The sequence below is a fragment of the Hafnia paralvei genome (assembly GCF_020150375.1).
In the GTDB taxonomy this organism is placed as follows: Bacteria; Pseudomonadota; Gammaproteobacteria; order Enterobacterales; family Enterobacteriaceae; genus Hafnia; species Hafnia paralvei.
In genome coordinates this window covers 2,540,289-2,566,285 of sequence record NZ_CP083737.1, presented here as the reverse complement: position 1 = coordinate 2,566,285, position 25,997 = coordinate 2,540,289, and the positions used below count along the sequence as shown (strand labels likewise).

Genomic DNA, 25,997 nt, shown 5'->3' with positions numbered 1-25,997 from the left:
TTCATACGATGGAGTAGTCGGCAGCGGTGAGGAAGAGCTCCGCGCTAAAGCTTAAAGAGGATCTAAGATGAACAAAATTGCGTTAAGTGTGACTGGACTGGTATTTGCCTTTTCTGCCGGAGTCGCTCAGGCTCAACAGAGTGAGCAGAGAGTTGTGACGATCGCAAATTGTGAGCAAACCACGGCGACTCAGTTGTCTACTATGGTGAAAAACGATTTCTTGCAAAACCGCCTGCCACGCTGGGCCGATGATAAAAATCTGTTAGGCACCAGCACCCCAGTCGTGTGGGTTAATCAGGATCAGGTCACTCAAAATGGAAACGATTGGCAGCTTTTGTTGACGGTTCGCGGTACTAAGATTGATAAGACCTATACCGTAAAAGTTGATTGCAAAGCAGGCAAGCTCGAATATTCGCATCCGCAATAAATTTGTCGGTTCATCATTGGAAACCTCTTTATTAATAGATAAAGAGGTTTTTTATATTCTAGCAGCACGGTAAAACCCCACAGGTACTATGTATTAACCTCGCGATATATCTGCGCAATCATTAAATTCCTTTGTTATTGCTCTAACGCTGAAACTTTAAAATAGAAAGCATAAAGAAACATTTTTGACTGGTAAACTGCTATAAATAACAAATCTTGGTCTAAAAATTTACGTTATTGTGAAATCTAAGTCTGAAAATTTTATTTATCAGGATAAAAGTGCTAAATTCATGGTTTCTTTCTTCAAGAAATATCATGTAAAATAGTTTCGTCATAAAACCTATCTTTTTGAAAAGTAAAAACTATTTGGCCAATTCTTGACGATTTTATACGCCATATGTTGGTTGTTAATGGTTTTTACATGTTAGTGCATTCTCAGAAATGGCCTATTTAAGTGTTCGATGTGATGGTTGATAGTGGCTTTAGCCCGCTAATTTTTCAACTTAATGCTGATAGTTGTTAGCAGTAATCAATACTTATTTTATGATTTTGTTTAAGTGTTTTGAGATTAGAGAGAACTAATCTGAATGCAGTTAAATCAAGCATCACTTTATTAATAATTAGATAACAAAATGAATAATAAGCACTATAATGTTTTGGGAATGCCAGCCCCAAATGTTTCTCCTTTGGAATTAGAGATTGCGTTGCAAGCAGCGCTGCAATCCGCCTTCACAGAGCATGAGTTTTATTTAGATTACCAACCACAGTGTAATATTAAAGGCACATTGCTCGGCGCAGAAGCATTAGTGCGTTGGCACCATCCACAACAAGGCATCCTGCAGCCCTCAGATTTCTTAGACTCACTTGAGCGCTTTGGTTTGATGCAGACATTAAACCTTTGGCTGATCGATCAGGTATGTCAGCTGTTGCAGCATTTGCATCAGGCAGTTTCATCTGATTTGGCCTTGTCGTTTAATTTGCCACTCGCTCAGCTTTACACTCAGGGTTTTATCGATCAGCTCGCTGTTTATATCGAACGTTATGCAATACCCGCAGATAAGTTAGTTATTGAGCTGTTGGGCAATAACGAACTTTTTAGTGACGAGATAATTCTTGCGGAATTAGAACGATTACGCGCATTGGGCGTCGGTTTATCCATTGATCATTTTGGTGAAAACTATCAGTTATTGGCACTGCTAAAAGATCTCCCGCTGACACAGATTAAAATACCAGGGGAGTTAATTCAGGCCCTTGCCAAACCTGAGGCGAGCCAACTGGTTGAACATCTGATCTTGATCGCCAAGGCGCTGAATATGAATATTGTGGCCGAACATGTTGAAACTGCTGAGCAGTTTAAGCAGTTGGAAGAATTAGGATGTCCGGCGCTTCAAGGCTTTTATCTGTTTAGCCCAATGAGTGAAAAAAAGTTTTTAATTGTGAGTAAACAACTCACCGAGATCCGCAGGTCGTATACTGATGTTGATAAGGAAGCGTTTTGTCCTATCGACAACAAGCGTTAAACTTTCCGCCCCGCACATCGGCGATGGTGTCATATCCGTCGGACAAGTAGGGTGCATGAATATTCTTGGTCATTCATTCGTCAGGAATTAGCGCTATCGAGTTACGAAGTATCAGATCACAGGCGGTAAGTGTACACAATGAATAAAGCACCGGTTGCAGCAAAACATCCGCACGTCATGGAAATTCATGGCGACACTCGAACCGACAATTACTATTGGCTGCGCGACGATGAACGCAGTGATGATGCGGTTCTTAGCTATCTTAAAGCTGAAAATGCTTATACTGAAGCCTGTATGCGCGGCGAAGAAGCACTCCGTCAGCGGCTGTTTAGTGAAATGGTTGAGCGCATTCCGCAAGAAGATGAATCGGTGCCTTATCAGCGAAATGGCTATCGGTATCAGTCTCGTTATAAGCCAGAACAGGAATATGCGCTTTACGTGCGCCAGAAGGTTGATACTGGTGAGAACGCGGAATGGGATCTACTCGTTGATAGTAATGAACGCGCGCAGGGGCATGATTTCTACGCCTTGGGTGGACTTGAGGTTAGCCCTGATAATCAACTAATGGCAATCGCCGAAGATTTTCTTTCACGCCGCCAGTATGACATTCGCATTAAGCGTTTAGGCGATCAGAGCTGGTACGATGAAGTGCTGGAAAATACCGCTGGTCATTTTGAATGGACGAATGATTCAGCCTCGCTTTACTACGTGCGTAAACATCCACAGACGTTGCTGCCATATCAGGTATATCGCCATCGTCTGGGGACTTCTGTGGCGGACGATCAGCTCATCTATGAAGAAACGGATGACACGTTTTATGTGGGTTTGGAAAAAACGATCTCTAACAAATATATCCTGATCCATATTTCTAGCACGACCACGTCTGAAATATTAATGCTGGATGCGGATGATACCGATGCAACGCCGCAGACGTTCCTCACTCGCCGTCGCGACCATGAATATAGCCTCGACCATTATCGTGATACGTTTTATATCCGCTCGAACAAAGAGGGTAAAAACTTTGGTCTCTATCAGTCGGCTTCTGCCGATGAGAAAGCTTGGCAGCCGATTATCTGCGCGCGTGATGATGTCATGCTTGAAGGCTTCAGTCTTTTCAAAGATTGGCTGGTGGTGGAGGAGCGTGAGCAGGGATTAACCCATCTACGTCAGATCCACTGGCAGTCTGGCGAGGAAAAACACATTCGTTTTGACGATCCCACTTATATGACGTGGCTGTCGTTTAATCCAGAGCCGGATACCGCACTGCTGCGCTATGGTTATTCATCGATGACTACGCCAAGTTCTGTTTTCCAGATTGATTTGGATAGCGGTGAGCGAACTTTGCTGAAGCAACAAGAAGTGAAAAACTTCGATTCGGGCGCATACCGCAGCGAACGATTATGGGTTTCTGCTCATGATGGGGTCCAGGTACCAGTTTCCATCGTTTATCGTCAGGATATGTTTAAGGCTGGACAAAATCCGGTGTTGGTTTACGGCTATGGCTCTTATGGTAGTAGCATGGATCCGGCGTTTAGCATCAGCCGTTTGAGCCTGTTAGATCGTGGTTTTGTCTTTGCGTTAGCGCATATTCGTGGCGGTGCTGATCTCGGTCAACAATGGTACGAGGACGGTAAACTGCTTCATAAGCAAAATACGTTCAGCGATTTTATCAGCGTAACGCAGCATTTGGTTGATGAGCAGTACGTCAATCCTAAGCAAGTATATGCCATGGGCGGTAGCGCCGGTGGTTTACTGATGGGAGCGGTGGTGAATCAGGCTCCTCAGCTCTATCACGGGATAGTGGCTCAGGTGCCTTTTGTCGATGTTGTCACGACGATGTTGGATGAATCTATCCCCCTGACAACCGGTGAGTATGACGAATGGGGTAACCCAAATGATGCAGAATACTATCACTATATCAAGCAGTACAGCCCTTACGATCAGGTGAAAGCCCAAGATTATCCGCATATGCTGGTGACCACTGGGCTCCATGATTCCCAAGTACAATATTGGGAACCCGCTAAGTGGGTGGCAAAACTGCGTGATATGAAGACGGATAATAATCAGTTGCTGTTGTATACCGATATGGATGCAGGGCACGGTGGTAAATCAGGGCGCTTCAAAGCTTATGAGGATATCGCCTTGGAGTATGCTTTTATTCTGGCCTTAGCCGGTATTCATCAGTAAATTTTAATGCCTATGCTTTCGTGCGTAATATCGCCTCATGCATAGGCTTTTTTATTGAAAATTTTTCTCTATTCGCAAGGATCCTCTGATGCCTTTTCTCTCAATAAATGACCGTCAAATACACTATATCGATCGCGGCGAAGGCTTGACGTTGCTGCTGGGTCATAGCTACATGTTTGATTCAAACATGTGGGCGCCTCAAATCGAGGCGTTAAGCCAGCACTTTCGCGTTATTGCACCTGATTTATGGGGACACGGGAAGTCAGACCCGCTGCCGCAATCGCGGCATTCTCTGAAGGATTTAGCTTGCGATCACCTCGCGGTCATTGATGCACTAGGCATCAACGAATTTGCGATCGTAGGGCTTTCCGTTGGGGGAATGTGGGGGGTAGAACTCGCGGCGATGGTTCCCGAACGTGTGCGAGCCTTGGTGTTAATGGATACTTTTGTTGGGCTAGAGCCTGAAGTGACATTCAAAAAATATGATGCGATGCTTAATGCGATCGAGGCGGCTGGAAAAGTGCCTGCTGCGTTAGTTGAACAAATTGCCCCCATGTTTTTCCGCCGTGACCCCTTGCCGCATTTAGTCGAAGCATTAGCCGCGCATTTAAGTGATATGTCTGAATCGGCTTTACGCCAAAGTATTGTGCCACTAGGGCGTATGATATTTGGCCGCGGCGATAACTGCCCGCTGCTTGAAGAGCTCGAAATGCCCGCATTGGTGATTACGGGTGAGCAAGATGCACCAAGACCACCGCTAGAAGGCTATCTGATGGCTGAATTGCTGAATTGCAAACAACTGATCGTCCCACAGGCAGGGCATATTTGTACGCTTGAACAGCCAGAGTGGGTCAACCAAGCCTTGCTGAATTTCCTAGTCCCGTTGAAATGATGGGGCGTGATGATAGAGTAGTAAAACGCGGCTGATTTGATGCCTTTGCGAGATAAAAGAAGGGGCCTTTAGGCCCCTTGTTGCATTCACATACTGTCTAGATTCGTTAATTACCGAATTAGAACTGGTAAACAATACCCAGTGCAACGATGTCATCGGTGTTGATGCCAGCGTTGTTGGTGAAGCGGTTGTCATCCAGCAGGTTGATTTTGTAATCAACATAGGTAGACATGTTTTTGTTGAAGTAGTAAGTCGCACCAACATCAACATATTTCATCAGATCTTGGTCGCCATAGCCGTTACCGAGGTCTTTACCTTTTGACTGCAGGTAAGCAACGGATGGACGCAGACCGAAGTCGAACTGGTACTGTGCTACGATTTCAACGTTCTGAGATTTGTTAGCAAAGCCATAAACTGCATCTGGACCGCTTGCAGAGAAATCACCGAAACGGTTAGCGTTATACGCCTGAGTATACATAGCTGCTAAGTATACGTTGTTAGCGTCATATTTCAGACCACCGGTGTAGATGTCTGCTTTATCGCCATGGCCAAATTTCATGCGGTTCTGATCGTTGGTACGGTCAGATGAAGAGTAAGCCGCCGCTGCGCTTACGCCCCAGCCCAGATCGTAGGACAGAGACATACCGTAACCGTCGCCGTTCTGACCTTGAACGTCACGGCCATTGTTGGATTCGGTTGGGCTATCGTTTTTACCCTGGTACTGCAGAGCGAAGTTCAGACCGTCGACCAGACCGAAGAAGTCGGTATTACGGTAGGTCAGCATGCCGTTACCACGCTGGAACATAAAGTTGTCAGCACCGTAGGTATCGCCACCGAATTCTGGCAGCACGTCAGTCCATGCGCCGACATCATAGATCACACCGTAGTTACGGCCGTAATCCAGAGAGCCGAAATCGGCAAATTTCAAACCAGCGAAGCCAACACGGGTAAAGTTGTTGTTATCTTGGCTTTCAGTATGGTTCAGGTTGGCTTGGTATTCCCACTGGCCATAGCCGGTCAGTTGGTCGCTAATCTGAGTTTCACCTTTGAAGCCGAAACGCACGTAGGACTGATCGCCGTCAGAACCGTTGTTATCGGAGAAGTAGTGCAGACCATCTAATTTACCAAACAGATCCAGCTTGTTGCCGTCTTTGTTGTAGATCTCTGCAGCGTTAGCTGCGCCTGCAACTAAAAGTGCAGGGATGATTACTGCCAGCAGATTACGTTTCACTATGATATTCCTTCTTAGTTTTTTGACCGGCCAAGGTCAGATATATGTGCCACTGCTTATTTATGTTTTTTTACACTTGCTGTGTGAACTTAAGTGCGTTCCATCAGTCAAAGTTCACGCTACAAGCATAGCCTAATAATATGTTTAATGCGCTACAAATAAAAAGTGCAAATACGACGTTTATTTATATTTTATAGTAATTAAATGTATTAAAATGTAAATGAGGCTGGGGTTAATATACAAATTCGCTGGCGAATAAACTGTTTTTTCCTTTTAAAAAGATATCGTTAAGTGACGACTCATATGCTTGATGTTGACTGGAAAATGATAATTTGCCAGCGACCACACAAATTGCAAATTGAAGTGAAAATTATGATGTATAATTAAATCTCATCATTGTTACTGCATTTTTTTACTGTGTCTTAAGATTCTTTTTAAGCCGAACTCCTATTAGAGTTCGGTTTTTTTTATCTTTTATATTTTTAAATTCATTTAAAAACAATTACTTAGTTATTGTTTTTGTGAGGGCGTATCAATGGAAAATATATTGGTGAGGCTGTTTGTTATGGTCTATAATTAATAATTGCTTGTCTAAAAATGCTGTTTTTAAGTTTGTTTTTGATTATTCGTGCGTAACTTCAGGTATAGATTTTTTCTGTTTCCCCTTCAAACTTGTATTTTATGTATTCGTTTGTTTTAAAAATAACGCTTTTGATTATTCATGCTAAATCATAAATTAAGAGCACGTATTGTTAAGAAATTACAGTCTCTATATAAAAATAAACCAATTTGTTCATTGTTTAGCCCATGTCAATCTGAGGCGGGCAACATGAAATAGAGTGGATTTTTTTCGGTGGGAATATAGTCAGGATGGCGTTCTATTATTCAACTGCTACGGAGTATTTTCACTGGAATAAGCCTAGAGACAGAAATCGCTCAGAGTGAAAGTGAGTTAAGCTGAATCAATTGACTAGATAATTCCGAAGGAAAGATTTGAACAACAAAAAACCCGCCGTAGCGGGTTTAAGATACGAGATACGTTTACTTATTACTCACCATCGGGATGTGCGCGTTTTGCTCTCTTCTCTGCGCGTTTCTCTGCAGGGCTCTTCAACGGTTTCTTCTTCGCATTCTTTTTGCTATCCATTCCCTTACTCATTTTGGCCTCTCTTAACCGTAGTTAGGTTGGTATGCCTGTTAACTAAAGCTCTCTGAGACCAAACTTGCAAGCACCATTTTGTATAGATAGTTCAATTGTATGATTTTTAAGGTGTTATTGATCTGGTTTATTTCGCAGTGAAAGCATTAATGCTAAGGCAACGTCGAGTTACTAGCAAAACGTAAATAGTAAGTTGTCATTTTGTAGCAGATAGCATGGTAATGAATTGAGTGAAAATGTAAGATTAAAATCAATATGCTAGCGTATTTTGGGTGTTCAAACGAAATGCGTGGGCTCAGTGGTACCGATTGGATTTATCTTCACCTGCCTCTAACAAAAGGAACGCAACCGCCATGAAATTGATCAAATCAACCCAAATACATCTTTCAGGACTCTGCGCCGCGCTGTTGTTGAGCGTATCGCCTCAGGTTTTTGCACATGCTCATCTTACCGAGCAAACCCCAGCGGCAAAAAGCGTGGTGAGTGCACCCTCCGAACTGACTTTGGTGTTTAGCGAGGGAATTGAACCCAGTTTCAGCAAAGTAACGGTGGTTGGCCCTGAAAAGAAAAACATCACAACCGGTAAGCTGTTGGTGACAGGCGCCGATAAAACACATGTGTCACTGCCACTCTCCCAGCCGTTGGAGCAGGGCGAATACAATGTTAACTGGAATGTGGTTTCCGTCGATGGACATAAAACTAAAGGCGAATACACCTTCTCTGTGAAATAAGGCCAATCATGAGTATTGCGGCTCTTTATGTGTTATGCCGCTGGATTCATTTTGCCAGTGCATTACAGATATTTGGCCTAGCGCTGTATGTTGGGTGGATCGCTCCACCCAAATTGCGTAACGGCTTGGAAAAGCAGCTTAATCCATTGCGTGGCGTGTGTTTAACGCTTTGTGCATTAAGCTCTTGGCTGATAGTGGCACTGCAAGCGGGGCTGATGGGGGATGGGTGGGGCGATGCCTTCCAACCTATGATTTGGCTCGCAGTGATGCAGACAACCTTTGGTGAGGCGTGGCTGTTCCAACTGATATTCTCTTCACTACTCGTGGCTGTACTTTGCCTCCCAGCAGTTATGCGTCGTGGAATGCTCATCATATTGGCATTCGCATTGCTTGTTACCTTAGCGCGAACAGGGCATGCCTCGGCAGAGCAAGGCGTTCTCGGTATCGTCCATCGACTGAACAACGGTGTTCACTTACTCAGTGCAGGATTCTGGTTTGGGGGCTTAGTTCCGTTTGGATTATGCATTAGAGAATTACAGCGCCAGACCGCGGCGAAAAATTTCGCTATGGATGCGGTGATCCGTTACTCACGCTGGGGACACTTGGCTGTGGCATTCGTTATCGTAACGGGGATGGCGAATACTATTTTGATATTAGGTCATTGGCCGTTGGACTTTAATTCTCTCTATGAGCGTTGGCTGTGGGGGAAAGTCTTGCTGGTGGCCGCGATGGTGGCTATTGCACTGTATAATCGTTATCGCGTGGTGCGCTCTATTGGCAGCAATCGACAACAAGCTTTTATACTGCTGGCGCGTAATGCGGCGGTAGAGTGGGTATTGGCGTTGCTGGTGTTGGCTGCGGTAAGTTTTTTCGCCACACAACCGCCAATTTAGATAGGATAGTCTCAGGTTAAGATTGAAATATTGTGGAATTCTGCGATGAAAAAACGTGTTGTATTGACAGGAATATTGGCGATTTGGGGCTGTACCGTATCAGGCAGTGCTTTGGCTGCTCGCACAGTGGAAACCGTGAGCAAGGCTCAGTTTGGTAAACAATGGGCTTTTGTCAAAGAAGAAGTGCAATTGCAATGTACTAAAGATCACGCGTTGTTTGTGATCAACGCCAGTACGTTGGCGCAGTATCCGCTCGATGAGAAAGCGGCAGAATTGGTCAAAACAAAAAAAATGGCTGCTCAGCCGCTAGAAACTATTCTGTTAGACGACCCAGATAATGCGGGGCATAAAATGAGCGTGGCTCCTTTCATTGAGCGTGCGCAGCAACTTTGTCAGTAGATACTGTGGCTCATCTGAACCAAATGAAGCGGCAACGAAGCCGCTTCTTTTTGTTTATGGGCTCGGAATGATGTTAGGTGGCACCTGCCAGCGTGCCACTGAGTGTGATTTATGCTGCGGCTGGCATACCGCATAGTTTGGTTAAACTTCGAGCGCCAACCATGACGGTGGCAACGTAGGATTGACGGCGGGTCACAACTTCCACCGCGATAAGTTTATCTCGATATTTAATATGGTAAGTAGAAGGCCATCCTTGACGGGCAAGGCCATAGGCTTTGGCATGCTGATCGATCGCTGCATGCGCGACAACGAGGTGAGAGAAGTTTGTATCGCCTTTAATGATTCGCTTCATAGAGGCTCCGTAATACATAAATCCATCAAATTATTAGTCTGTCAGTACTAAGCTGACCTCTTTGTTATAGCACCAATATCAATAACATTGCAGCATGACTTTTTTATGACACGATCCGGATCGGTTTTAACGAAGCAAAGTGCTTATTTATTGAACTGCTATTTTGTATATCTCTCGCAAATTGTCATCGCTGGGACGAAAAAGATCTTTTAGGGTGATCCCAAAGATCCTTTTATGAATTAGCACAACGAAATTGGTGGCAAGGATGCTAGTCTGGTACTAGGCATCACATAAAAAGGATATGTTATGACACCAATATTCACGTTGACGCTAGCGCCTTCCTTAGACACTTCCACAACCACTGCTAAGCTGTATCCCGATGGCAAATTGCGATGTTCTGAACCTATCTATGAACCCGGCGGCGGCGGTATTAATGTGGCGCGCGCTATTGCTCATCTTGGTGGAAAAGCCTGCGCTATTTTTCCTGCAGGAGGTCCAACCGGACAGCATTTGGCTGAGCTATTACAACAAGAACGTGTAGAGATCCAAACCGTAAAAACTCAGGCATGGACTCGACAAAATATGCATGTTCACACTGAAGTGACGTGTGAGCAGTATCGTTTTGTGATGCCGGGTGCCAAATTAACCACGCAGGAGTTTGATCAATTGCGTGAATGCGTGTTAGCGCTTCCACATGGCAGTATTCTAGTCATCAGCGGTAGTCTACCTGAAGGTGTTACGGTGGACGAATTACAGTCACTCATACGCTTAGCGCAAACGAAAGGCATTGAGTGCGTGCTGGATAGTTCGGGGCAGGCGCTGATAGCGGGGCTCGAAGTCGGCGGTCTGTTGCTGGTTAAGCCTAATCAGAAAGAACTTTCTGAGCTTAGCGGTAAAGATTTGCTTGAGGAGCCAAGTTCAGTGTTAGAAGCGGCTCAGTCGATTGTCGCTGCCGGTAAGTCAAAATATGTTGTGGTTTCTCTTGGGGCTCAAGGCGCGCTAGCGGTGGCGCAGAACCACTGGGTCCAGGTGGTTCCACCGCCGGTAAAAATGCGGAGTACCGTAGGGGCGGGCGACAGTATGGTGGGGGCAATGGTGCTGAAGTTATCACAGCAGGCCGACTTACTGGATATTGCGCGCTATGGGGTAGCAGCAGGCAGTGCCGCTACGCTCAATAAAGGAACTCGCTTATGTCAGCAGCACGATGTTAATGCTCTGTACGGCTATCTTTGCCAGCAACAGACACCGCTTAACGATGTGTAGCTTGCCAATTCATACTACCCATCATTGAGATGGGTAGAAAACTTAGTCCATCACCGTTTTATATAAGATGAGCAATGTACCTATTGCACCTTCAAATGTTGATCTCATGACAAAACCAGACATCAATAAGAACAGACCACATCCCACTATCATCCAAAAATAAAATTGCTTAATCATGACTTCTACATCCTCTAATGCGGTCATGATCTTAACATATTCATATTATGAATGTTTAAAAGTGGATGCATTTTTACTTACGTATTGGTTGACGTTATACAGAGGGCTATGTTGTTTGTTAATCAACGATGTTGCTAACTTTCTTAAAAATAGGGCATTCAGCTACCCCCATTACGCCATTTGATGAGTGCAGATAATCTGCTGCTACGATAGAGCGCGCTGTTAAGTATTTACACTTCAAACCAAGACCAGCAACAGTTTTATGGCTGCCGATAAGGATGCCATAGCCAGATAAAAATAGCGTTACATAGGTGAGTACAAATACTGCCAGAATGGTTTTCAAACCGAAGTCCCCTGAGCTTTAGAAAAGTTGTAATAAACATAGCAAGTATCTGATGGGGGGCGTCTATAGCCTAATTCTTAATGTGCAGCGGTCAGAAATTGCCCAATAGTACGACGTTGTAGAGCTGGTACCTTGCACTGTAATTTGTTGTTTTTGAGAGTTTATTCAAAATTTTTTGGTAAAAGCTAAAAATTATTTTTATAAAATTTCATTTTTTTAAATAAAGTGACATTTAAAACTATTAAAATAGTCATCTACGAAGTATTTAGCTGATGTAAATCAAGTTTATCTTTCCCTTTAGTAAGTACTCTCAAAGTGAATAATAAATGGAGGTTACATATGCTTAGGAATAGAGCATGGGTTGCAGCGATGGTATTTGCTCTGGCGCTTAATTCATCGGTAAGTGCCAACAAGGGCACCATACGTTTCGTTGGCGTTCTCGTTGAGTCTGGGTGTGAAATCATCCCTACAGTCAAAGGTTTTCATTCGTCATGTTATCAGGATGGCGACTATCAAAATCGCGCATATGAAGCGCTAAAATCGGGAGATCAGGTTGTTTTACCCTCCAACGTGGCTAATGTGCGGCTACAACCTATAGTGGGTCATCCAAACTTGGGACATTTAGTGATTAGCTATCATTAACTATTCTGCCGGTTGGGTGCTGCCAGACTCTTCTATTTTGGTAGCACTCACCTCAATTGCTTTAAGATTTTTCTCCTTGAGCCACTATTGTAAAGTCCGGATAGTGCGTGAATGCGATCACACTAACGGCAAAACGCAGATTATTCACACCGTGTATGATCGCTGCCAATAAAGGGGAATCATTCAATGAAAAAAATATTAACTGCTGCGTTATTAATAGCGCTGGCCGGGTGTAGTAGTCCCGAATCAATAACTGCGAATAAACACCAAGTCATGGATTTAAAGATAAGCCGAGCAGCCGGTATTTATTCTCAGTGCCTAAATAAAAAGTGGTCTCATATTAATCCGGCTACCCGTTATTATAACAATAATAACACACACACGATTGCCAGTTACTTAGACGGGCAGGGTGAGATGGCTTCGGCCAAAATTCAAACTATCAGCGATAACCAATCTGACGTGGAGATTTTCTTGACATCGCGCGGCAACAGCCAACAAGCCTTGCTGGAAGCGGCGAAATCCTGCGTATAACGAGCGCGATTGAATGCCTATGTTTTAGCTGAGAGCCCATTGTTCAACGACGTTATAGATAATTAAAAGCATCAATAGCGCAACACATGACATCATGAGTCTGCTGCATAAATAATGGCGTTTTGACCAAAAGACCCAAAGTGAAAGTGTCCCTAATAATAGGGTTATTGGATAAAAGATAAAAAGACTTGCCCAAATAATGACTAATCCATCGTGGAGCATAATGACGGTTCTCGAGTGCCTTGCCACCTAAGCGACAAGGCTTAGCGAATTAGCTGAAGAATTTACCCTTAAGTATATCTAAGCCTGCGTTGACCAGCGAATTTCCCTGTGGAATTTCACCATTAGGTGATAAGCCATCGATCAGCTTAGGTAAATATGTTGCAAGCAGTTGCGATGCATTCTCAGCATTAATGCCGAGTGAGCTTGCAAGGGCAGTAATAGATTCAATGCTAAATACATTCTGAACCTGTTCGCCGGAAATCGGTTGGTTATTACCTGTACCGATCCAAGATTCAATAATACTTCCTAGGCCTTGGCTTTTAAATTTTTCGATCAACGCGGTTATACCACCTTGTTGTTCTACCCAAGCCATAATTGCTTTGATTTGATCTGCATTCTGGCCTTGACCGCCTAGCATTCCGCCTAAACTATCCAGTAATCCCATGATATGACTCCAAACTTGGTAAATAAAGAAAACCTTATACTTCGTGAAGACAGTATACCGCGCGTGGCATTGAAGCCAATTAGCAAAGTAGGGTTAATCATCGTTTATTAGGGCAAAATTTCATCACTATTTCGACTTTAGGATCAATCCGAAAAGAAAGGTTCTTAAGGAAAAAAGGACTGAGCATTTGAATAATCTTGATTCTTCTCCTAGGCTTATAGAACACAATAGCTACAAGGAATGAGAGAATGAAATATACCAAATCAGCTGTTATGGGAATCGCTGCGGTAGCAGCGGCATTTGCTATTTCGGCTTGTAGTACTTACGATCGTGCAGCAAGTTATGTTACTGAGCCCGTCGTTAAAGATGTAAAAGTAGGTATGACTAAACAACAAGTGGTAGATATTGCAGGTCAGCCTGCAACAAGCATCACCATGGTAAATGCGCGCGGGACGTGTAGCACCTACCTAATTACAGGTACAGATAAAAAACCACAAAACTACTTTGTAAGCTTTGATGATACCGGCAAAGTATTGAATAAGGGTTACCAGTCTTGCGCTGAGTACGATACTAACCCGCAAAAATAAAATCAGGTGATAGTAATAAATTCGCGTTGACTAAGCGGCTCTTTGGAGCCGCTTTTATTTCCTTATTTTACCAATGGTTATTTATTGCGCGCCATTTAGACTATAAATTGACATAAATATAAAATCTCACTAAGCTCCAATTCAACACCGATAAATATCTGTGCGTAAGCGTTCACGTCATCCAACGCGTTTAATTCTGTGTGCTATTTAAGCAGGAGAGAAGGCGTTTCTATTAGGCTTTCTCTCAGCTGTTTTGGAGTTAGCACTGTATGTCACATCCCGTTTTTGTTAGTACACCCAAAGCAAATCATGCGCTGTTTCCTTTGACGTCGGCTGTTTTTCTTACTTATCTCACCGTAGGATTACCTTTACCTGTTATTCCATTGTACGTGCATAACCAGCTTGGTATGAGTAATACCATGGTGGGGATCGCAGTCGGTACGCAGTTTTTGGCAACCGTGTTTACACGTGGCTATGCGGGACGCCTTGCGGATCAGCAAGGAGCCAAACGCTCAACCTTACAAGGAATGCTGGCGTGCTCTTTGGCTGGAGTGGCTTATCTCTTGGCTGCGTTGCTACCTGCTGAAGCCATGACCAAGTTTGTCATTCTGCTCGTTGGTCGATTAGTGCTGGGATTTGGTGAAAGCCAACTTTTGACCGGAAACCTCACCTGGGGACTTGGCCTTTTGGGTCCTTCGCGTTCAGGCAAGGTAATGTCTTGGACGGGCATGGCTATTTATGGCGCATTGGCTGCCGGAGCACCGCTCGGGCTGCTTTTGAATCAGCATTGGGGGTTCGCAGCGTTGGGGATTTCCACTTTAATTTTACCGCTGGTGGCCATACTCATTAATTTTAAAGTCAAGGCGGTGGAACCTCATGCAGGACAACGTATACCTATGTGGAGAATGCTGGGGAAAATTTGGCAACCCGGTGTCGCTTTAGCGTTACAAGGTGTAGGTTTTGCCGTTATTGGAACCTTTATTTCACTTTTTTTTGGTTCTCATGGCTGGGGGCATGCCGGTTTAGCACTGACCTGTTTTGGGCTTTCTTTTGTCTTAATGCGGGTATTATTTGGCCAATTACCCGATCGCGCAGGGGGGATAAAAGTGGCAATCGCCTCTTTATTAGTGGAAACCGTAGGATTAGTTCTTATTTATTTCGCGAGTACGTCGGTTATTGCTTTAATCGGTGCTGCATTGACGGGAGCTGGATGTTCGTTGATGTTCCCCGCTTTAGGTGTTGAAGTCGTGAAGCGTGTCCCAGTACATATGCGTGGTACGGCGATGGGCGGATACGCTGCATTTCAGGATGTCTCGTATGCGATTGCAGGTCCACTGACTGGCATTCTGGCAACCCGCTTAGGCTATTCGTCGGTATTTGCCGTGGGTGCTGCCTGCTCTGCATTAGGGATCGTGATGATCCTATTATTTATGCGTCCGGTTTCACCGCAAGCAGTAGAGTCATAAATTAGACACAAAACTAAGGCCTCGAATGAGGCCTTAGTCGTGGAGATAACGTTTAGTTGGAATAAAGCCACTAATGGATGTTATCCCGTCCCGCCATATGGGTGGGTTTCCGCCGGGTAAGCCATTGAGATGGCCGGTATTGTGGTTGAAATAACACCTAACACTAATGAAATCAACTTCTTCATTTGACTCCTTCATGACCTGCGGTTTAAACACCATATCGCGATGTGAGCACTTGAAGCGTGATCTGCTTCACCCTATGAGAAAATGATTTTCCACGGAAATCTAATCCATTGTTATTTAAATAAATTGATGCATTTACATGTCTGTCAAGCTGAAGTGACAAACTCGGAGTTGTCACAGTGCTTCAGCCTATGCATATTCTGCTAGACTCTAAAAAGGTATTTTTTGTGTCTCTCAATACTGTAGTGACACTTTCATTGGAGGTCTAAATGGGACTGCTTAGCTTTGTAAAAGATGCTGGTGAAAAAATCTGGGATGCAGTAAGTGGAAACCGCGATGATAAGCTGAAAGAGCATATCAATAAGCTGGGTTTACCGGATGCAGATAAAGTTGACGTCAAAGTGACCGATGATGGAACGGCGACGGTAACAGGCGAGGGGATCAGCCAAGAGTTAAAGGAGAAAATTCTGGTTGCAGTTGGTAACGTTGCTGGCATTAGTCAGGTGGATGATCAACTTGCTGCCGCTCAGGCTGGGATTGAAAGCCATTTCTATACCGTAAAAGCTGGCGATACATTAAGTGCCATTGCTAAGGCGCAATACGGTAATGCCAATGAATACATGCGTATTTTTGAAGCTAACAAGCCAATGCTTTCGCATCCTGATAAAATTTATCCGGGGCAGATGCTAATCATTCCTCAGAAGTGAATGACTTAAACCATCCAAACCGAAAAGCCGCCTATGCGGCTTTTTTCATATCAATCAATGATATTTCATTCACTATCATTTTATCCGCTGATTGCCTTGTGACGCCGTCTTGCTATTATCACTCCACTTAAAATAATGAGGCTGGTTGGATGAAAAAGATTCTTACCCTATGTTTGAGTGCGTTTGTTTTGGCAGGCTGTGTGAGCACAGAAGGGCAATCCCCATTTAAAAGCTATTTTTCCTGTGATGTGCCTGCGGCAAGCCACTATCCTCGGATTGAATCCAAATCTGATTTATTGGTGAATATGCGTAAGCTCGGTGTTGAGGCTGAACGTAAGAATGTTGTTGCCGCGCAATGGGCTCAACAGGCGACGACCTCTGAAGAGAAAGCAAAAATTCAAGCCTGTACTGGCGAGATCCTGCATGCGTCTATGGCGATCATTCAACCCCAAGTTGAACGTGTTAAGAGTGTGACCACGGAGTCTGCACAGATAAATGCGTTGAATGACGTGGACAGTAAATGGCAGGCCTATATGAACTCGATAACACAAAAAGGCGTGGACGCTTCTTTAGCGCAAGCTTTCAATAGCGCCGCAGATAATTACGATAAAATGTGATCAAAGCTAATAAAAAGCACCTAGATATATCTAGGTGCTTTTTTATCTCTTGAATTAACTTAGAAATCGTAACGCAGACGAACTAAATTCAGATCACTTTTGTTATCAGTCGTATTGGTAAATACGTGCTCTACGTCAATTTGGAAACCATAGTCAAATTTGGTCGAAATACCTAGCGTTTGGTGGTTACTTTGATAATCACGTCCAGTATTGAATTTCAGGCGGTCGCCTGCGTAGTAAGGCGTGATATTTTTCACAAGATACTGGCTTACTGGGAAGGTATAGCCTGCATAATATTCAACGCCGTAGGCGTTTCCTGCAAAGTAATCATGACGGTTTTTCACACCGGTCATCAGGAAGTTACGATACCAACCCGCCGATGCCGCCAGAGTCCAGTTATCAGGTTTCCAGCTTAACCCGGTGCCTAGCAACTGCTGGCCATTATCTTTATTACCGTTGTCTACACCGTTGCTTTGCTTAATGCTTTGCTGGATATAGCTGTATGCCGTACCCCAGGTCAATTCATCAGTAATGTGGTAATCCACACCCAGTGCACCACCACCTTTACGCTGATAACGCAATGGATTGCCGTTATTTAAACCGGCAGGGTGAGAATCGTCATGTAACACACCACCTACATATAAATCGACGGGACCGAAGGTGTTTTTATACTGAACCAGATTGTAACTGCGGTAAGAACCATCATAGTTACCGTTATAACCATTACCTGGAGCCTGCGCCTGCATGTCGAAGTCCCAGATATCGGTTTTTGCACCGACAACCGTATAGTAAATACTATTTTGTTTACCGTAGGTTAGCGTCCCCCACGTTGCGCTTTTCAGACCTCCAAACAACATACGACGGTCGGTATTTGCGGCGCCTTCGGCATAGTGATTATCCCAGTTGAATATGGCTGGAACATTTAGACCCAGTTCGTAATAGCCAATCAGGCTAACATCGTCAAACAGATAGTAATCTGCCGAGAAGCGGACACGAGTACCACCATCATAGCCGTTACGTTTGTAAGATCCTTTATCGCTGTTACCCATCTCGTCAATAAACTGAGGACGAATACTACCACCAACCTGAAACTTCAGGCGGCTCAGCGGATCGCCAGCCTGAGGATTTTGTTCCAGCAATGTAATTTCTGCGAAAGAAGAGAACGACGCACAGCCCAATGCCACAGCTAATGCTACTTTTTTAGCCACATGATGTTTAAACATTATTTATCCCTGCATATTCGTGAATATGTAATTTACATTCGTAACTGTTTTATAGGTAAAATAATAGAAATACATAAAGCCATTGAGGTTTATATTCAACAGCCAAATGCGGTGTGCATTCAACTATATAGCGACAAAAAAAGCAACAATAGCCGTATAATTAAACTAAAAAATAGAGAGTCTGGTTTCGTATTTCATGCAAGGGAGCGTTTGCTTTATTATTTAAGATGGTGATTTTAAAATCAAAGTGGCTGCTATATGAACGTTAAATATATTGGGTAAAATAAAAATGATATTTTAGGGGGTAAATAATACCGTATTGGTATTTTTTGTTGAGCCGTTTTAGGACACCGGATTATTCTCTTTATCGAATTTTGCCGAAATGCACAGCAGTTCACCAAGATGACACTTCCTCTATTAAGCCAGAAGTCACATCGGCGTAGGTGTAGAAAGTGCTCTAACATCGGTAGCCTACCTAGTTTTCATCATTGTTTTTCAGCGTGTTATCTTTACTTTTGACGTTAATCTTAACGGCAAAATTTTCATTTAAAGGGGATGAACCCCCTGTTATCATCACTAGGACTTTAGACGAAAAGATAAAAACAGGAGTAGATATGAGTCATTTTGATGTAACGAATGGACCTGGTGAGAATGCTTTTTTTTTGGTATTCAACCTGATGGATACCGTAGAAACCAAAAACACGTTAATTGATTTTTGTTCAGAGTTTTCAGCCATTTCAAGAAGTATGCGAAATCGTTTTCCAGAACTACAGATAAGTAGCGTTATGGGGTTTGGTGCTCAGGCATGGAGAAAATATTTCCCTGAACAACCCGTACCTAAAGAGTTATTTCCATTTGAGGAAATCAAAGGGCAAAAACATACGGCAGTATCTACCCCCGGTGACATCTTTTTTCATATCAGGGCTCTACGTGTTGATGCTTGCTATGAAATGGCATCCATTATCTGCAAGAAATTGTCAGAGATAACGACTGTTGTCGATGAAGTCCATGGTTTTCGTTATTTTGATGGACGCTCAATTATTGGATTTGTAGATGGTACAGAAAATCCAGAATACCCAGATGAGCGTATTGAATGTGCTGTGATCGGTGATGAAGACCTTAGTTTTCGTGGTGGTAGCTATGCCTTCGTTCAAAAATATATTCATGATATGAAAGCATGGGAAGATTTGCCGACTGAAATGCAAGAGAAGGTGATTGGGCGCCATAAATTCAATGATGTAGAGTTAGCTGACGAAGAGAAAAATGAGAACACTCATAACGTTGTCACTAATATTCAGGATGAGCAAGGGAACGACCTGAAAATCGTACGCGCAAATATGCCATTTTCAAATCCAGCCAAAGGGGAATATGGCACATACTTTATTGGTTACTCTCGTTATTTTTCAACGACTAAACGTATGTTGGAGAATATGTTTATCGGCGATCCTATCGGTAACTCAGATAAATTGTTGGATTTTAGTGTCGCCGTGACCGGTACGCTATTTTTTATTCCTTCTCCTGACTTGCTAGAAAGATTGGGTGGTTGATAGCTTTTTTGTGTGCACGAAAGGTGCAGGTCATGGGTCATGGGTCATCGGGTAAGCATATTTTTTAAACGCTAATCTACTGACCTGCATCGCAATGAAACTTTCATGTGCTGAATTTATGATGACTTTATGTTGGCTATAGAACTATAGCTCCATAGCTATAATAGGGGGCGGGTATATCAGTAGTGAACCTCTGTTGATTATTGTATGAGAATGAAAACTATCGCATTGTGAATTTTGTACGAAGGGTTTTAATGTCATTAGACATTATTGCAGTGAGGTGTTTAGTTATCTTTTCTACAGGCCAATCCCACCACGCTAGTTTTTCTAATTCACATACTATTTCATCTGAAAATCGTTTCTTAATGACTTTTGCTGGATTACCACCGACGATGGTGTAAGCAGGGACGTCCGAAGTGACAACAGACTGAGAGGAAATAATCGCGCCGTTGCCGATCTTCACGCCGGGCATGATCAGGGCTTTGTACCCGATCCAGACATCATTCCCGATTATTGTATCACCTTTGAATGGCAAATCTTCAGGCTGTGGCATCGCCTTTTCCCATCCATTCCCGAATATATAAAACGGAAACGTAGAGAAGCCTGATAATTTGTGATTCGCACCGTTCATTATGAACTGGACACCTTTTGCGATAGCACAAAATTTACCGATAACCAGCTTGTCACCGATGAAGGGGAAGTGATAGAGAACATTCCGTTCAAAATTCTCAGAGTCTTCTGGATCATCGTAATATGTGAAATCACCTATGATAATATTTGGATTCGTCACCGTATTTTTGATGAAACAAACCTGAGGGAAACCTTCCATTGGATGTTTATTGAGTGGATCTGGGCCTTGCATACACTCTCCGGTGTCATATTCTGTTAGTTCGAGTGATGGATATTCCACTCATCACGAGTAATTTCCCACAATTCTGAGTCTAAAAGTCCACCGATAAATTGTGCCTTTTCGGTTTTGATTAATCGCATGCCGCTACTGGCTGAAATTTGCTGAGAACGTATGTTTTCGGCCGCTTTTGATGTTCGCAAAACGGGCTTATTCAAAGTGTTAAACCAGTAATTTGTTGCCTCAATACTGGCTTCCCGCATTAATCCTCGACCCTGATATTCAGGTACCAGCCAGAAACCACGATTATTATCTTTCGCATCGTCCAGGCTGATAACGCCTATCAAATTGTCAAGATCATCCCGAAGCCGTATAGTCCAAAACCAAGCGAGTCCTTTTGCCATAGCAGGCAGGGCGATGTTATCAACGTAATGCGATGCAGCATTGTCCGGGTAAGGCCAAGGAATCGATGACACTAAATAGCGCACAATCTCCCAGCGTGGAAAGAGTTTCTGAATTTGGAGTGCATCTTCAGAAACTAATGGCTTTAACAGCAAGCGCTCTGTTTTTAGCGTGGGTATCTGCATACGTTCTTCTCTACTTGTTTCTATTATCCGGTCTATACCTGATTGAAATTATTAGCTACTTCTATAGATAGTCCAAATACGCTTGGCTATATTCATTGTCTTACAACCTTACAAAACTGAAAAAACGACGTTACTTGTAAGGGGGAGCACGGAACGTTTTGGTCACGTCTCTTATCACTTTCCACTATATAAAATTTGTCTCTGGATAATAGGGCATCAGTAATGTTTGTTCCATATCAAGTCAACAAAGGGGGCAAGATTCGAAAGATTGTCGCCATTTTGTCTGGCCGTCCAATGAGGTTCCTTAGATAGCCCACATACCTTGAGAATAACATCGTCACTGATTAAAAAGAGAGGATGGGGGAAGCCATTGAGAATGGCGCGAGGAGTTGTTTTATAAGAGTATATAAAAAAAGACCTGATACGACTCCTGTATCAGGTCTAGGGAAATGGCTCTTGGGAGAGAGCCGTGCGCTAAAAGTTGGCATTAATGCAGGCTTGGATTGCCTTGCTATTTAATAGTAGTCGACGATGCTTTTTTTTCCAGTTTTTAGCAAATCGTGCGATTAAGCGCGGTAACAGAAAATGTTAATGCCTTAATTGCTATCAATATATTGCTGAAATGCTCTTAGGCTCAGGTTCTGCGCGGCGTTTCGCTTAGGGGGCTCTTGTGCCAAATATGGCGGCGCAGAGGGGGCTTGATAACCCTCTGATGGCCTGAATAGTCAGTTTTTGGCAAGTATTTAGAATTTATAGAGCGTTAGATAAGCATATTCATTTTAACCCGCCACGAGGTGCATCGCGTGGTTTCTATCGGGATATGGACTATGACTCGAAAGCGTAGAAGCTTCCCGCGGTTTTGAGCTCATTAGAGAGCTCGAGGAAGAAACGGCCTAATCGAATTAGGCCGTTTGAGATATTAGCGTAGAGGGATCGCGGTACCCCAGCTCTGCCATTTATCTGGTGCATTATCGTTAAGTAGATAGTGCGTATTTGGCTGAGCCTGTGGCGCGAGCGGTGTGGTTGGTGGTGTCGCAAACGCAATACCGCCGCGGATAAACTGCTGGAATGTTCCGGTTTTAACCATGCCGCCGGTAAGGCCGAACTCTACGTTATAACCTGATGCCAGCCAGAACACCGAGTTCTCACGTACCAGTCTCTGATATTTCTTGCTGATGCGTAATGCTACATGCACTCGATCAGACATCGATCCCAGATACAAACCGGTAACCGTTCCCACTTCGATTCCGCGGAATAGAACCGGAGTGCCAATTTGCAGCGAGCCGGTTTCTGGTGCATCCACGATCACGCTTAAGCCATCGAGATAGCGGGAGTCTGCGATTGATGCTTGTTGTAACTCAAAGGTTCGCATGGTGCGTCCATGACCCGGCTCCAGATTGATATATGGCTGAAGTAGGGTTTCTAAATTGCTGACGCCGGTGGCGGAAATCTCGGGTGTCACAATGGAGAAACGAGTGCCTTGGCGAGCAAAAGAGTCCACATATTCAGGATAAAGCACCGCCTTCGCCAACACTTCGTTGCGTTCATTGGAGAGCTTGAGCGACTCCACTTGACCGATATCGATACCTAAATAGCGAATTGGCATCCCGGCTGAAAGCTTAGATGCGTCATAGGTACGCAGAGTAATTTGGCTACCAATTGCTCTGGCCGCAGTTTCAGAGGCGTACAGCTCTCGTTTCTGTCCTTTGGTGACGTTAACCCCTTCAATGTTATCGAAGCTAATTGCGCCTTTGATCGCACGGTCGAGAGGAGAAGCTTGAATCGTTAATCCACTGCCATTCAACTGAACCTTGGCGCCGCCTTCAGCCCAGAAAATAGTCTGTGGCGTTAGCAGTTTACGATAAGCGGGTTGGATATAGATATCGACCTCAAACGTGTTCACTTTAGGACGAACGTCGACAATCTCACCGACTTGGAACTTACGATACAGCACCACAGAGCCGGTCTGAATGTCCGGTAGCGTATCCGCCAGCAGCGTTAGTGTGGCCGGTGGCAGATCGCCAACAAACCCTTGTTCTGCATGCTCACTGTTTTGATACAGCGGATATTTATCTTTCGGCTCGCCTTTACTGCCCGCCACGACTCGAATACCGCCATCCAACCATTCTTGCGCGCTAGCGCCAAGTACCTGTACGCCGTCAACGCCGAATTTAACATCAAGGCGGCTGTTTACGATGAATTTGCTGTCTGCATGAATGCGGTTGCGATATTGCGCGTCAATAGCAACATCGAAAACAACGTTATTGTCTTTTAAAACGCGATTAAGCACCTGACCAATTTTGATGCCATTCATACTCAATGGCTGACCGACGTCTACGCCGTAGCTTTGAGGGGCGCTTAGCGTGACTTTCAGCACGTTGGGTTGCTGTAAGAGCGATTCTGCACTGGGAAGCACGGTGAAATGGTTTTGTGGATCGCCTTCACCTGGAATCAGTTCAAATACGTTACCGGTGAGCAACTGGCTGAGTTTAGCGTTATCCAAGCTCAATTTAGGGCTGGTCATTTTGATGCGCGTTCCGCTACGCATCAGATCAACGATGCTAGGATCGATGGTTAGTTCGCCATTGACCTTGCCATCTTTTTCTAACGTCATTTTGGTTAGCGTACCGACCTGCAGGCCTTGATAGATGAGCGGGGTACGATCGGCCGCCAAGCCATCACCGTTTGGCAGATCTAAGCCAATTGCGACGCCGCGTTGACTATGCGCTAAATCAGGATAAAGCGTGTAATTATGGTTTGCCTTAGCCTGCTTGCCGTCTTGTGGGGAGTCGAATGCAATAGCGCCATTGACCAAGGCCGCCATGCTTTCCATCTGCACCGAAACGCCGTCTAAACCAAAGTCGCCTTTGAAGCCTGAGACGTTCCAGAAACGGCTGTTATCTTTCACTAAATTGGCAAAACGCTTGTCGATAAGCACGTCAATGCTTACCCCTTGCTGATTCTCAGCTATCGTAAAGTCATACACTTTGCCCACTGGGATTTTGCGGTAGTAGACCAGCGAGCCCGCGCTAAGAGAGCCCAAATCGGGAGCAAATAAATGAATCAACAATTCGCCGGTATTGAGTCGGAACTTAGGCTGAGTATCTAGCGCGACAAAATGCTTACTTGGTTTTCCGGTTCCCGGCATCATGCCGATGTAGTTGCCGCCAACCAACGCATCTAGCCCAGAAATGCCGGCTAGAGACGCTTTTGGCGTTACCAGCCAGAACTGGGTTCCATCGCGCAGCGCATCTTTCATATCGCTTTTGATACTCACGCTGACTTCAATTTTATTGAGGTCTTCACTGAGCGCAATTTTTTGCACGGTGCCGACTTCAACCCCCTGATAGCGCACCGGCGTACGTCCGGCAACCAGACCCGCCGCCGATTGGAAATCGATGATGACGGTGTCACCGCGCTCTTGCAGGGTGGAATAGATCAACCAGCCTGCAATTAGCAGCGCAATAAAAGGTAATAACCAAAACGGTGAGATACGACGTTTGCGTCGTAGCGTCGCGTTAGTCGGTGTATTCGGCGTTTCCTGTTGCATGAGCATCCCAAATCAGTCGGCTGTCTAACCACTCCACGGCGAGGATGGTTAGGAATACGGCGGCGCCAAAGTAAAAGGCAGCCGGTCCCATAGTGAAAGAGAGTAGTTGGTCACGATTAACCAACGACATCATTAATGCGATGACGAAGAGATCGAGCATCGACCAGCGCCCAATCCACGTCACCATGCGCAGTAAGCGCATGCGAGTCTTTAGGCTGTGCTGTGTTTTAAACTGAATGCTGATAAGCAAAAATAGCATCACGATGACTTTAGTAAAGGGCACTAAAATACTCGCTATAAATACGATAGCAGCAATTGGCATATTTCCGGATGTCGCGAGCGATACTACACCGGAAAAAATGGTGTCTTCCATGCGCACACCATTCACATACAGAATAGAAATAGGCAGTAAGTTTGCAGGAAACAGCATCATAATCGCGGCAATCAACGCTGCCCAAGTTTTTTGTAAACTGTATGGCTGGCGAGTATGTAGGGTGGTATGGCAGCGAGGGCACCGACCCCGTTCATCGGGTAGCCCTGTGTAGTGACACGCACAGCAGAGTATCATCGAGTAAGGCGATACTTTAGGCTGAATGCGCGGGTAAAATCGCTCCCAAAGCTGATTCAAATTCAGATGGATCTGCGTCACTAGCGTTAACAATGTCACCATGACATAAGCGAAAAAAGCATTACCGACATCAATATCGGCATACTCCTGCACTTTGATACAGGCGACCCCCATGCCAATGAGGTAAATATCCAGCATGATCCACTCTTTGAGCCTATCCAGCATTAATAGGACCGGCCGAAGATTCATTCCTAATTTGTCGCCAATACGTAAATACAGAATCGACAGTGGCAATATGAGCGGCGCGCCGACGGTACAAAATGCCACCATGCTGGCTGTCACAGGATCGCCTTGGATGGCCATTTGCCATATGCCTTCAAGCAGGCTGGCATAAATGGTAGTCCCTAGCAGCCGGATCTGGATGAGCGGCTCGCTCAATGCAAAGGGCATCAGCAGCAAAATAGCGACAGACAACGCAGTTAGGCGAGTCATCGACCAATCACGGCCCGAACAGATCTTTGCACAGCAACGTGGGCAGTAGGCGGTATGGTTTTTATCCAGCGGAGGTATGCTGAATACATAGTCGCATTCATGGCAACGCTTGATGTGCTGTTCTGGGAGCGCTGTTATTCGTGTGATATTCATTTAGAAACGCAGAATGGGTGTCGCAAGGAGATGAAGTATCGCATTGATAGCCTTAAA

The 25,997-nt window shown here is 44.5% G+C and carries 24 protein-coding genes; 15 read left to right on the top strand and 9 right to left on the bottom strand.

Translation table 11 applies throughout. The annotated features are described in order from the left end of the window. Positions 1 to 67: 67 nt before the first annotated feature. The 4 genes from yebF (at position 68) to K9N75_RS12140 (ending at position 5,025) form a co-directional block, all read left to right on the top strand. Positions 68 to 427, top strand: coding sequence for a protein YebF (gene yebF, locus K9N75_RS12155; protein ID WP_004094971.1), 360 nt, complete (start codon positions 68 to 70; stop codon positions 425 to 427). A 661-nt stretch (positions 428 to 1,088) separates the two neighbouring features. Next, positions 1,089 to 1,946 carry an EAL domain-containing protein gene (locus K9N75_RS12150; protein ID WP_224451662.1) on the top strand — a complete coding sequence of 286 codons (858 nt, stop codon included), beginning with the start codon at positions 1,089 to 1,091 and terminating at the stop codon, positions 1,944 to 1,946. 138 nt (positions 1,947 to 2,084) lie between these two features. Beyond that, the gene (locus tag K9N75_RS12145; protein WP_224451661.1) at positions 2,085 to 4,133 is read left to right on the top strand and encodes a S9 family peptidase; all 2,049 of its coding nucleotides are present in this window, start codon (positions 2,085 to 2,087) and stop codon (positions 4,131 to 4,133) included. 88 nt (positions 4,134 to 4,221) lie between these two features. Next, entirely contained in the window at positions 4,222 to 5,025 is an 804-nt protein-coding gene (locus K9N75_RS12140; RefSeq protein WP_130961181.1) for an alpha/beta fold hydrolase, read from the top strand. Positions 5,026 to 5,143: 118 nt separating this feature from the next. Here K9N75_RS12140 and ompC read toward each other — a convergent pair whose 3' ends face one another. Continuing rightward, positions 5,144 to 6,256, bottom strand: coding sequence for a porin OmpC (gene ompC / locus K9N75_RS12135; protein WP_004094994.1), 1,113 nt, complete (start codon positions 6,254 to 6,256; stop codon positions 5,144 to 5,146). Positions 6,257 to 7,768: 1,512 nt separating this feature from the next. Between ompC and copC the strand changes: the two genes are divergently transcribed. The 3 genes from copC to K9N75_RS12120 are packed head-to-tail and all read left to right on the top strand — an operon-like array spanning position 7,769 to position 9,438. Then, complete coding sequence (gene copC / locus K9N75_RS12130) at positions 7,769 to 8,146, top strand: copper homeostasis periplasmic binding protein CopC (protein ID WP_008813613.1); 378 nt, start codon at positions 7,769 to 7,771, stop codon at positions 8,144 to 8,146. Positions 8,147 to 8,154: 8 nt separating this feature from the next. Further along, positions 8,155 to 9,039, top strand: coding sequence for a copper homeostasis membrane protein CopD (gene copD / locus K9N75_RS12125; protein ID WP_096080795.1), 885 nt, complete (start codon positions 8,155 to 8,157; stop codon positions 9,037 to 9,039). Positions 9,040 to 9,084: 45 nt separating this feature from the next. Further along, on the top strand, positions 9,085 to 9,438 hold the full coding sequence (locus K9N75_RS12120) for a YebY family protein (protein WP_008813611.1): 354 nt from the start codon (positions 9,085 to 9,087) through the stop codon (positions 9,436 to 9,438). Positions 9,439 to 9,547: 109 nt separating this feature from the next. Here the strand turns inward: K9N75_RS12120 and K9N75_RS12115 are convergent, their stop codons facing one another. Next, positions 9,548 to 9,790, bottom strand: a complete 243-nt coding sequence (locus K9N75_RS12115) for a DUF4060 family protein (protein ID WP_008813610.1) — start codon at positions 9,788 to 9,790, stop codon at positions 9,548 to 9,550. Positions 9,791 to 10,096: 306 nt separating this feature from the next. Between K9N75_RS12115 and pfkB the strand changes: the two genes are divergently transcribed. Continuing rightward, on the top strand, positions 10,097 to 11,053 hold the full coding sequence (gene pfkB, locus K9N75_RS12110; protein ID WP_039186598.1) for a 6-phosphofructokinase II: 957 nt from the start codon (positions 10,097 to 10,099) through the stop codon (positions 11,051 to 11,053). Between the two features lie 295 nt (positions 11,054 to 11,348). Here pfkB and K9N75_RS12105 read toward each other — a convergent pair whose 3' ends face one another. Beyond that, a complete protein-coding gene (locus K9N75_RS12105) occupies positions 11,349 to 11,573 on the bottom strand; it encodes a YobH family protein (RefSeq protein WP_039186601.1) in 225 nt (74 codons plus the stop codon). A gap of 339 nt (positions 11,574 to 11,912) precedes the next feature. Between K9N75_RS12105 and K9N75_RS12100 the strand changes: the two genes are divergently transcribed. Both K9N75_RS12100 and K9N75_RS12095 read left to right on the top strand, forming a co-directional pair. Beyond that, entirely contained in the window at positions 11,913 to 12,215 is a 303-nt protein-coding gene (locus K9N75_RS12100; RefSeq protein ID WP_130961184.1) for a YmdA family protein, read from the top strand. A gap of 186 nt (positions 12,216 to 12,401) precedes the next feature. Continuing rightward, entirely contained in the window at positions 12,402 to 12,746 is a 345-nt protein-coding gene (locus tag K9N75_RS12095) for a hypothetical protein (protein ID WP_020303730.1), read from the top strand. A 271-nt stretch (positions 12,747 to 13,017) separates the two neighbouring features. Here K9N75_RS12095 and K9N75_RS12090 read toward each other — a convergent pair whose 3' ends face one another. Continuing rightward, positions 13,018 to 13,413: a YidB family protein gene (locus K9N75_RS12090; protein ID WP_114445550.1), complete on the bottom strand. Its 396-nt coding sequence runs from the start codon at positions 13,411 to 13,413 to the stop codon at positions 13,018 to 13,020. Positions 13,414 to 13,661: 248 nt separating this feature from the next. Between K9N75_RS12090 and osmE the strand changes: the two genes are divergently transcribed. The 4 genes from osmE to K9N75_RS12070 all read left to right on the top strand — a co-directional run bounded on the left by osmE (position 13,662) and on the right by K9N75_RS12070 (position 16,973). Continuing rightward, positions 13,662 to 14,000, top strand: coding sequence for an osmotically-inducible lipoprotein OsmE (gene osmE, locus K9N75_RS12085; RefSeq protein WP_004095010.1), 339 nt, complete (start codon positions 13,662 to 13,664; stop codon positions 13,998 to 14,000). Positions 14,001 to 14,269: 269 nt separating this feature from the next. Further along, entirely contained in the window at positions 14,270 to 15,466 is a 1,197-nt protein-coding gene (locus tag K9N75_RS12080) for an MFS transporter (protein ID WP_008813604.1), read from the top strand. A 452-nt stretch (positions 15,467 to 15,918) separates the two neighbouring features. Further along, positions 15,919 to 16,356 (top strand): peptidoglycan-binding protein LysM, encoded by a 438-nt coding sequence (gene lysM, locus K9N75_RS12075; RefSeq protein WP_061060010.1) that lies wholly within the window; start codon positions 15,919 to 15,921, stop codon positions 16,354 to 16,356. A gap of 149 nt (positions 16,357 to 16,505) precedes the next feature. After that, on the top strand, positions 16,506 to 16,973 hold the full coding sequence (locus K9N75_RS12070) for a hypothetical protein (RefSeq protein ID WP_008813602.1): 468 nt from the start codon (positions 16,506 to 16,508) through the stop codon (positions 16,971 to 16,973). A 59-nt stretch (positions 16,974 to 17,032) separates the two neighbouring features. Here K9N75_RS12070 and K9N75_RS12065 read toward each other — a convergent pair whose 3' ends face one another. Further along, positions 17,033 to 18,181 carry a porin gene (locus K9N75_RS12065; protein ID WP_174705398.1) on the bottom strand — a complete coding sequence of 383 codons (1,149 nt, stop codon included), beginning with the start codon at positions 18,179 to 18,181 and terminating at the stop codon, positions 17,033 to 17,035. Positions 18,182 to 18,810: 629 nt separating this feature from the next. Between K9N75_RS12065 and K9N75_RS12060 the strand changes: the two genes are divergently transcribed. After that, positions 18,811 to 19,743: a Dyp-type peroxidase gene (locus tag K9N75_RS12060; protein WP_008813600.1), complete on the top strand. Its 933-nt coding sequence runs from the start codon at positions 18,811 to 18,813 to the stop codon at positions 19,741 to 19,743. A 220-nt stretch (positions 19,744 to 19,963) separates the two neighbouring features. On the opposite strand, the gene K9N75_RS12055 is transcribed toward K9N75_RS12060, so the two are convergent. The 4 genes from K9N75_RS12055 to yebS form a co-directional block, all read right to left on the bottom strand. Beyond that, positions 19,964 to 20,605, bottom strand: coding sequence for a Vat family streptogramin A O-acetyltransferase (locus K9N75_RS12055; RefSeq protein ID WP_185922176.1), 642 nt, complete (start codon positions 20,603 to 20,605; stop codon positions 19,964 to 19,966). Positions 20,606 to 20,628: 23 nt separating this feature from the next. After that, positions 20,629 to 21,177, bottom strand: coding sequence for a GNAT family N-acetyltransferase (locus tag K9N75_RS12050; RefSeq protein ID WP_008813595.1), 549 nt, complete (start codon positions 21,175 to 21,177; stop codon positions 20,629 to 20,631). Positions 21,178 to 22,096: 919 nt separating this feature from the next. After that, entirely contained in the window at positions 22,097 to 24,727 is a 2,631-nt protein-coding gene (locus K9N75_RS12045; RefSeq protein WP_008813593.1) for a PqiB family protein, read from the bottom strand. Beyond that, the gene (yebS, locus tag K9N75_RS12040) at positions 24,696 to 25,940 is read right to left on the bottom strand and encodes a membrane integrity lipid transport subunit YebS (protein WP_008813592.1); all 1,245 of its coding nucleotides are present in this window, start codon (positions 25,938 to 25,940) and stop codon (positions 24,696 to 24,698) included. The genes K9N75_RS12045 and yebS overlap by 32 nt, the downstream gene beginning before the upstream one ends. Positions 25,941 to 25,997: the final 57 nt, after the last annotated feature.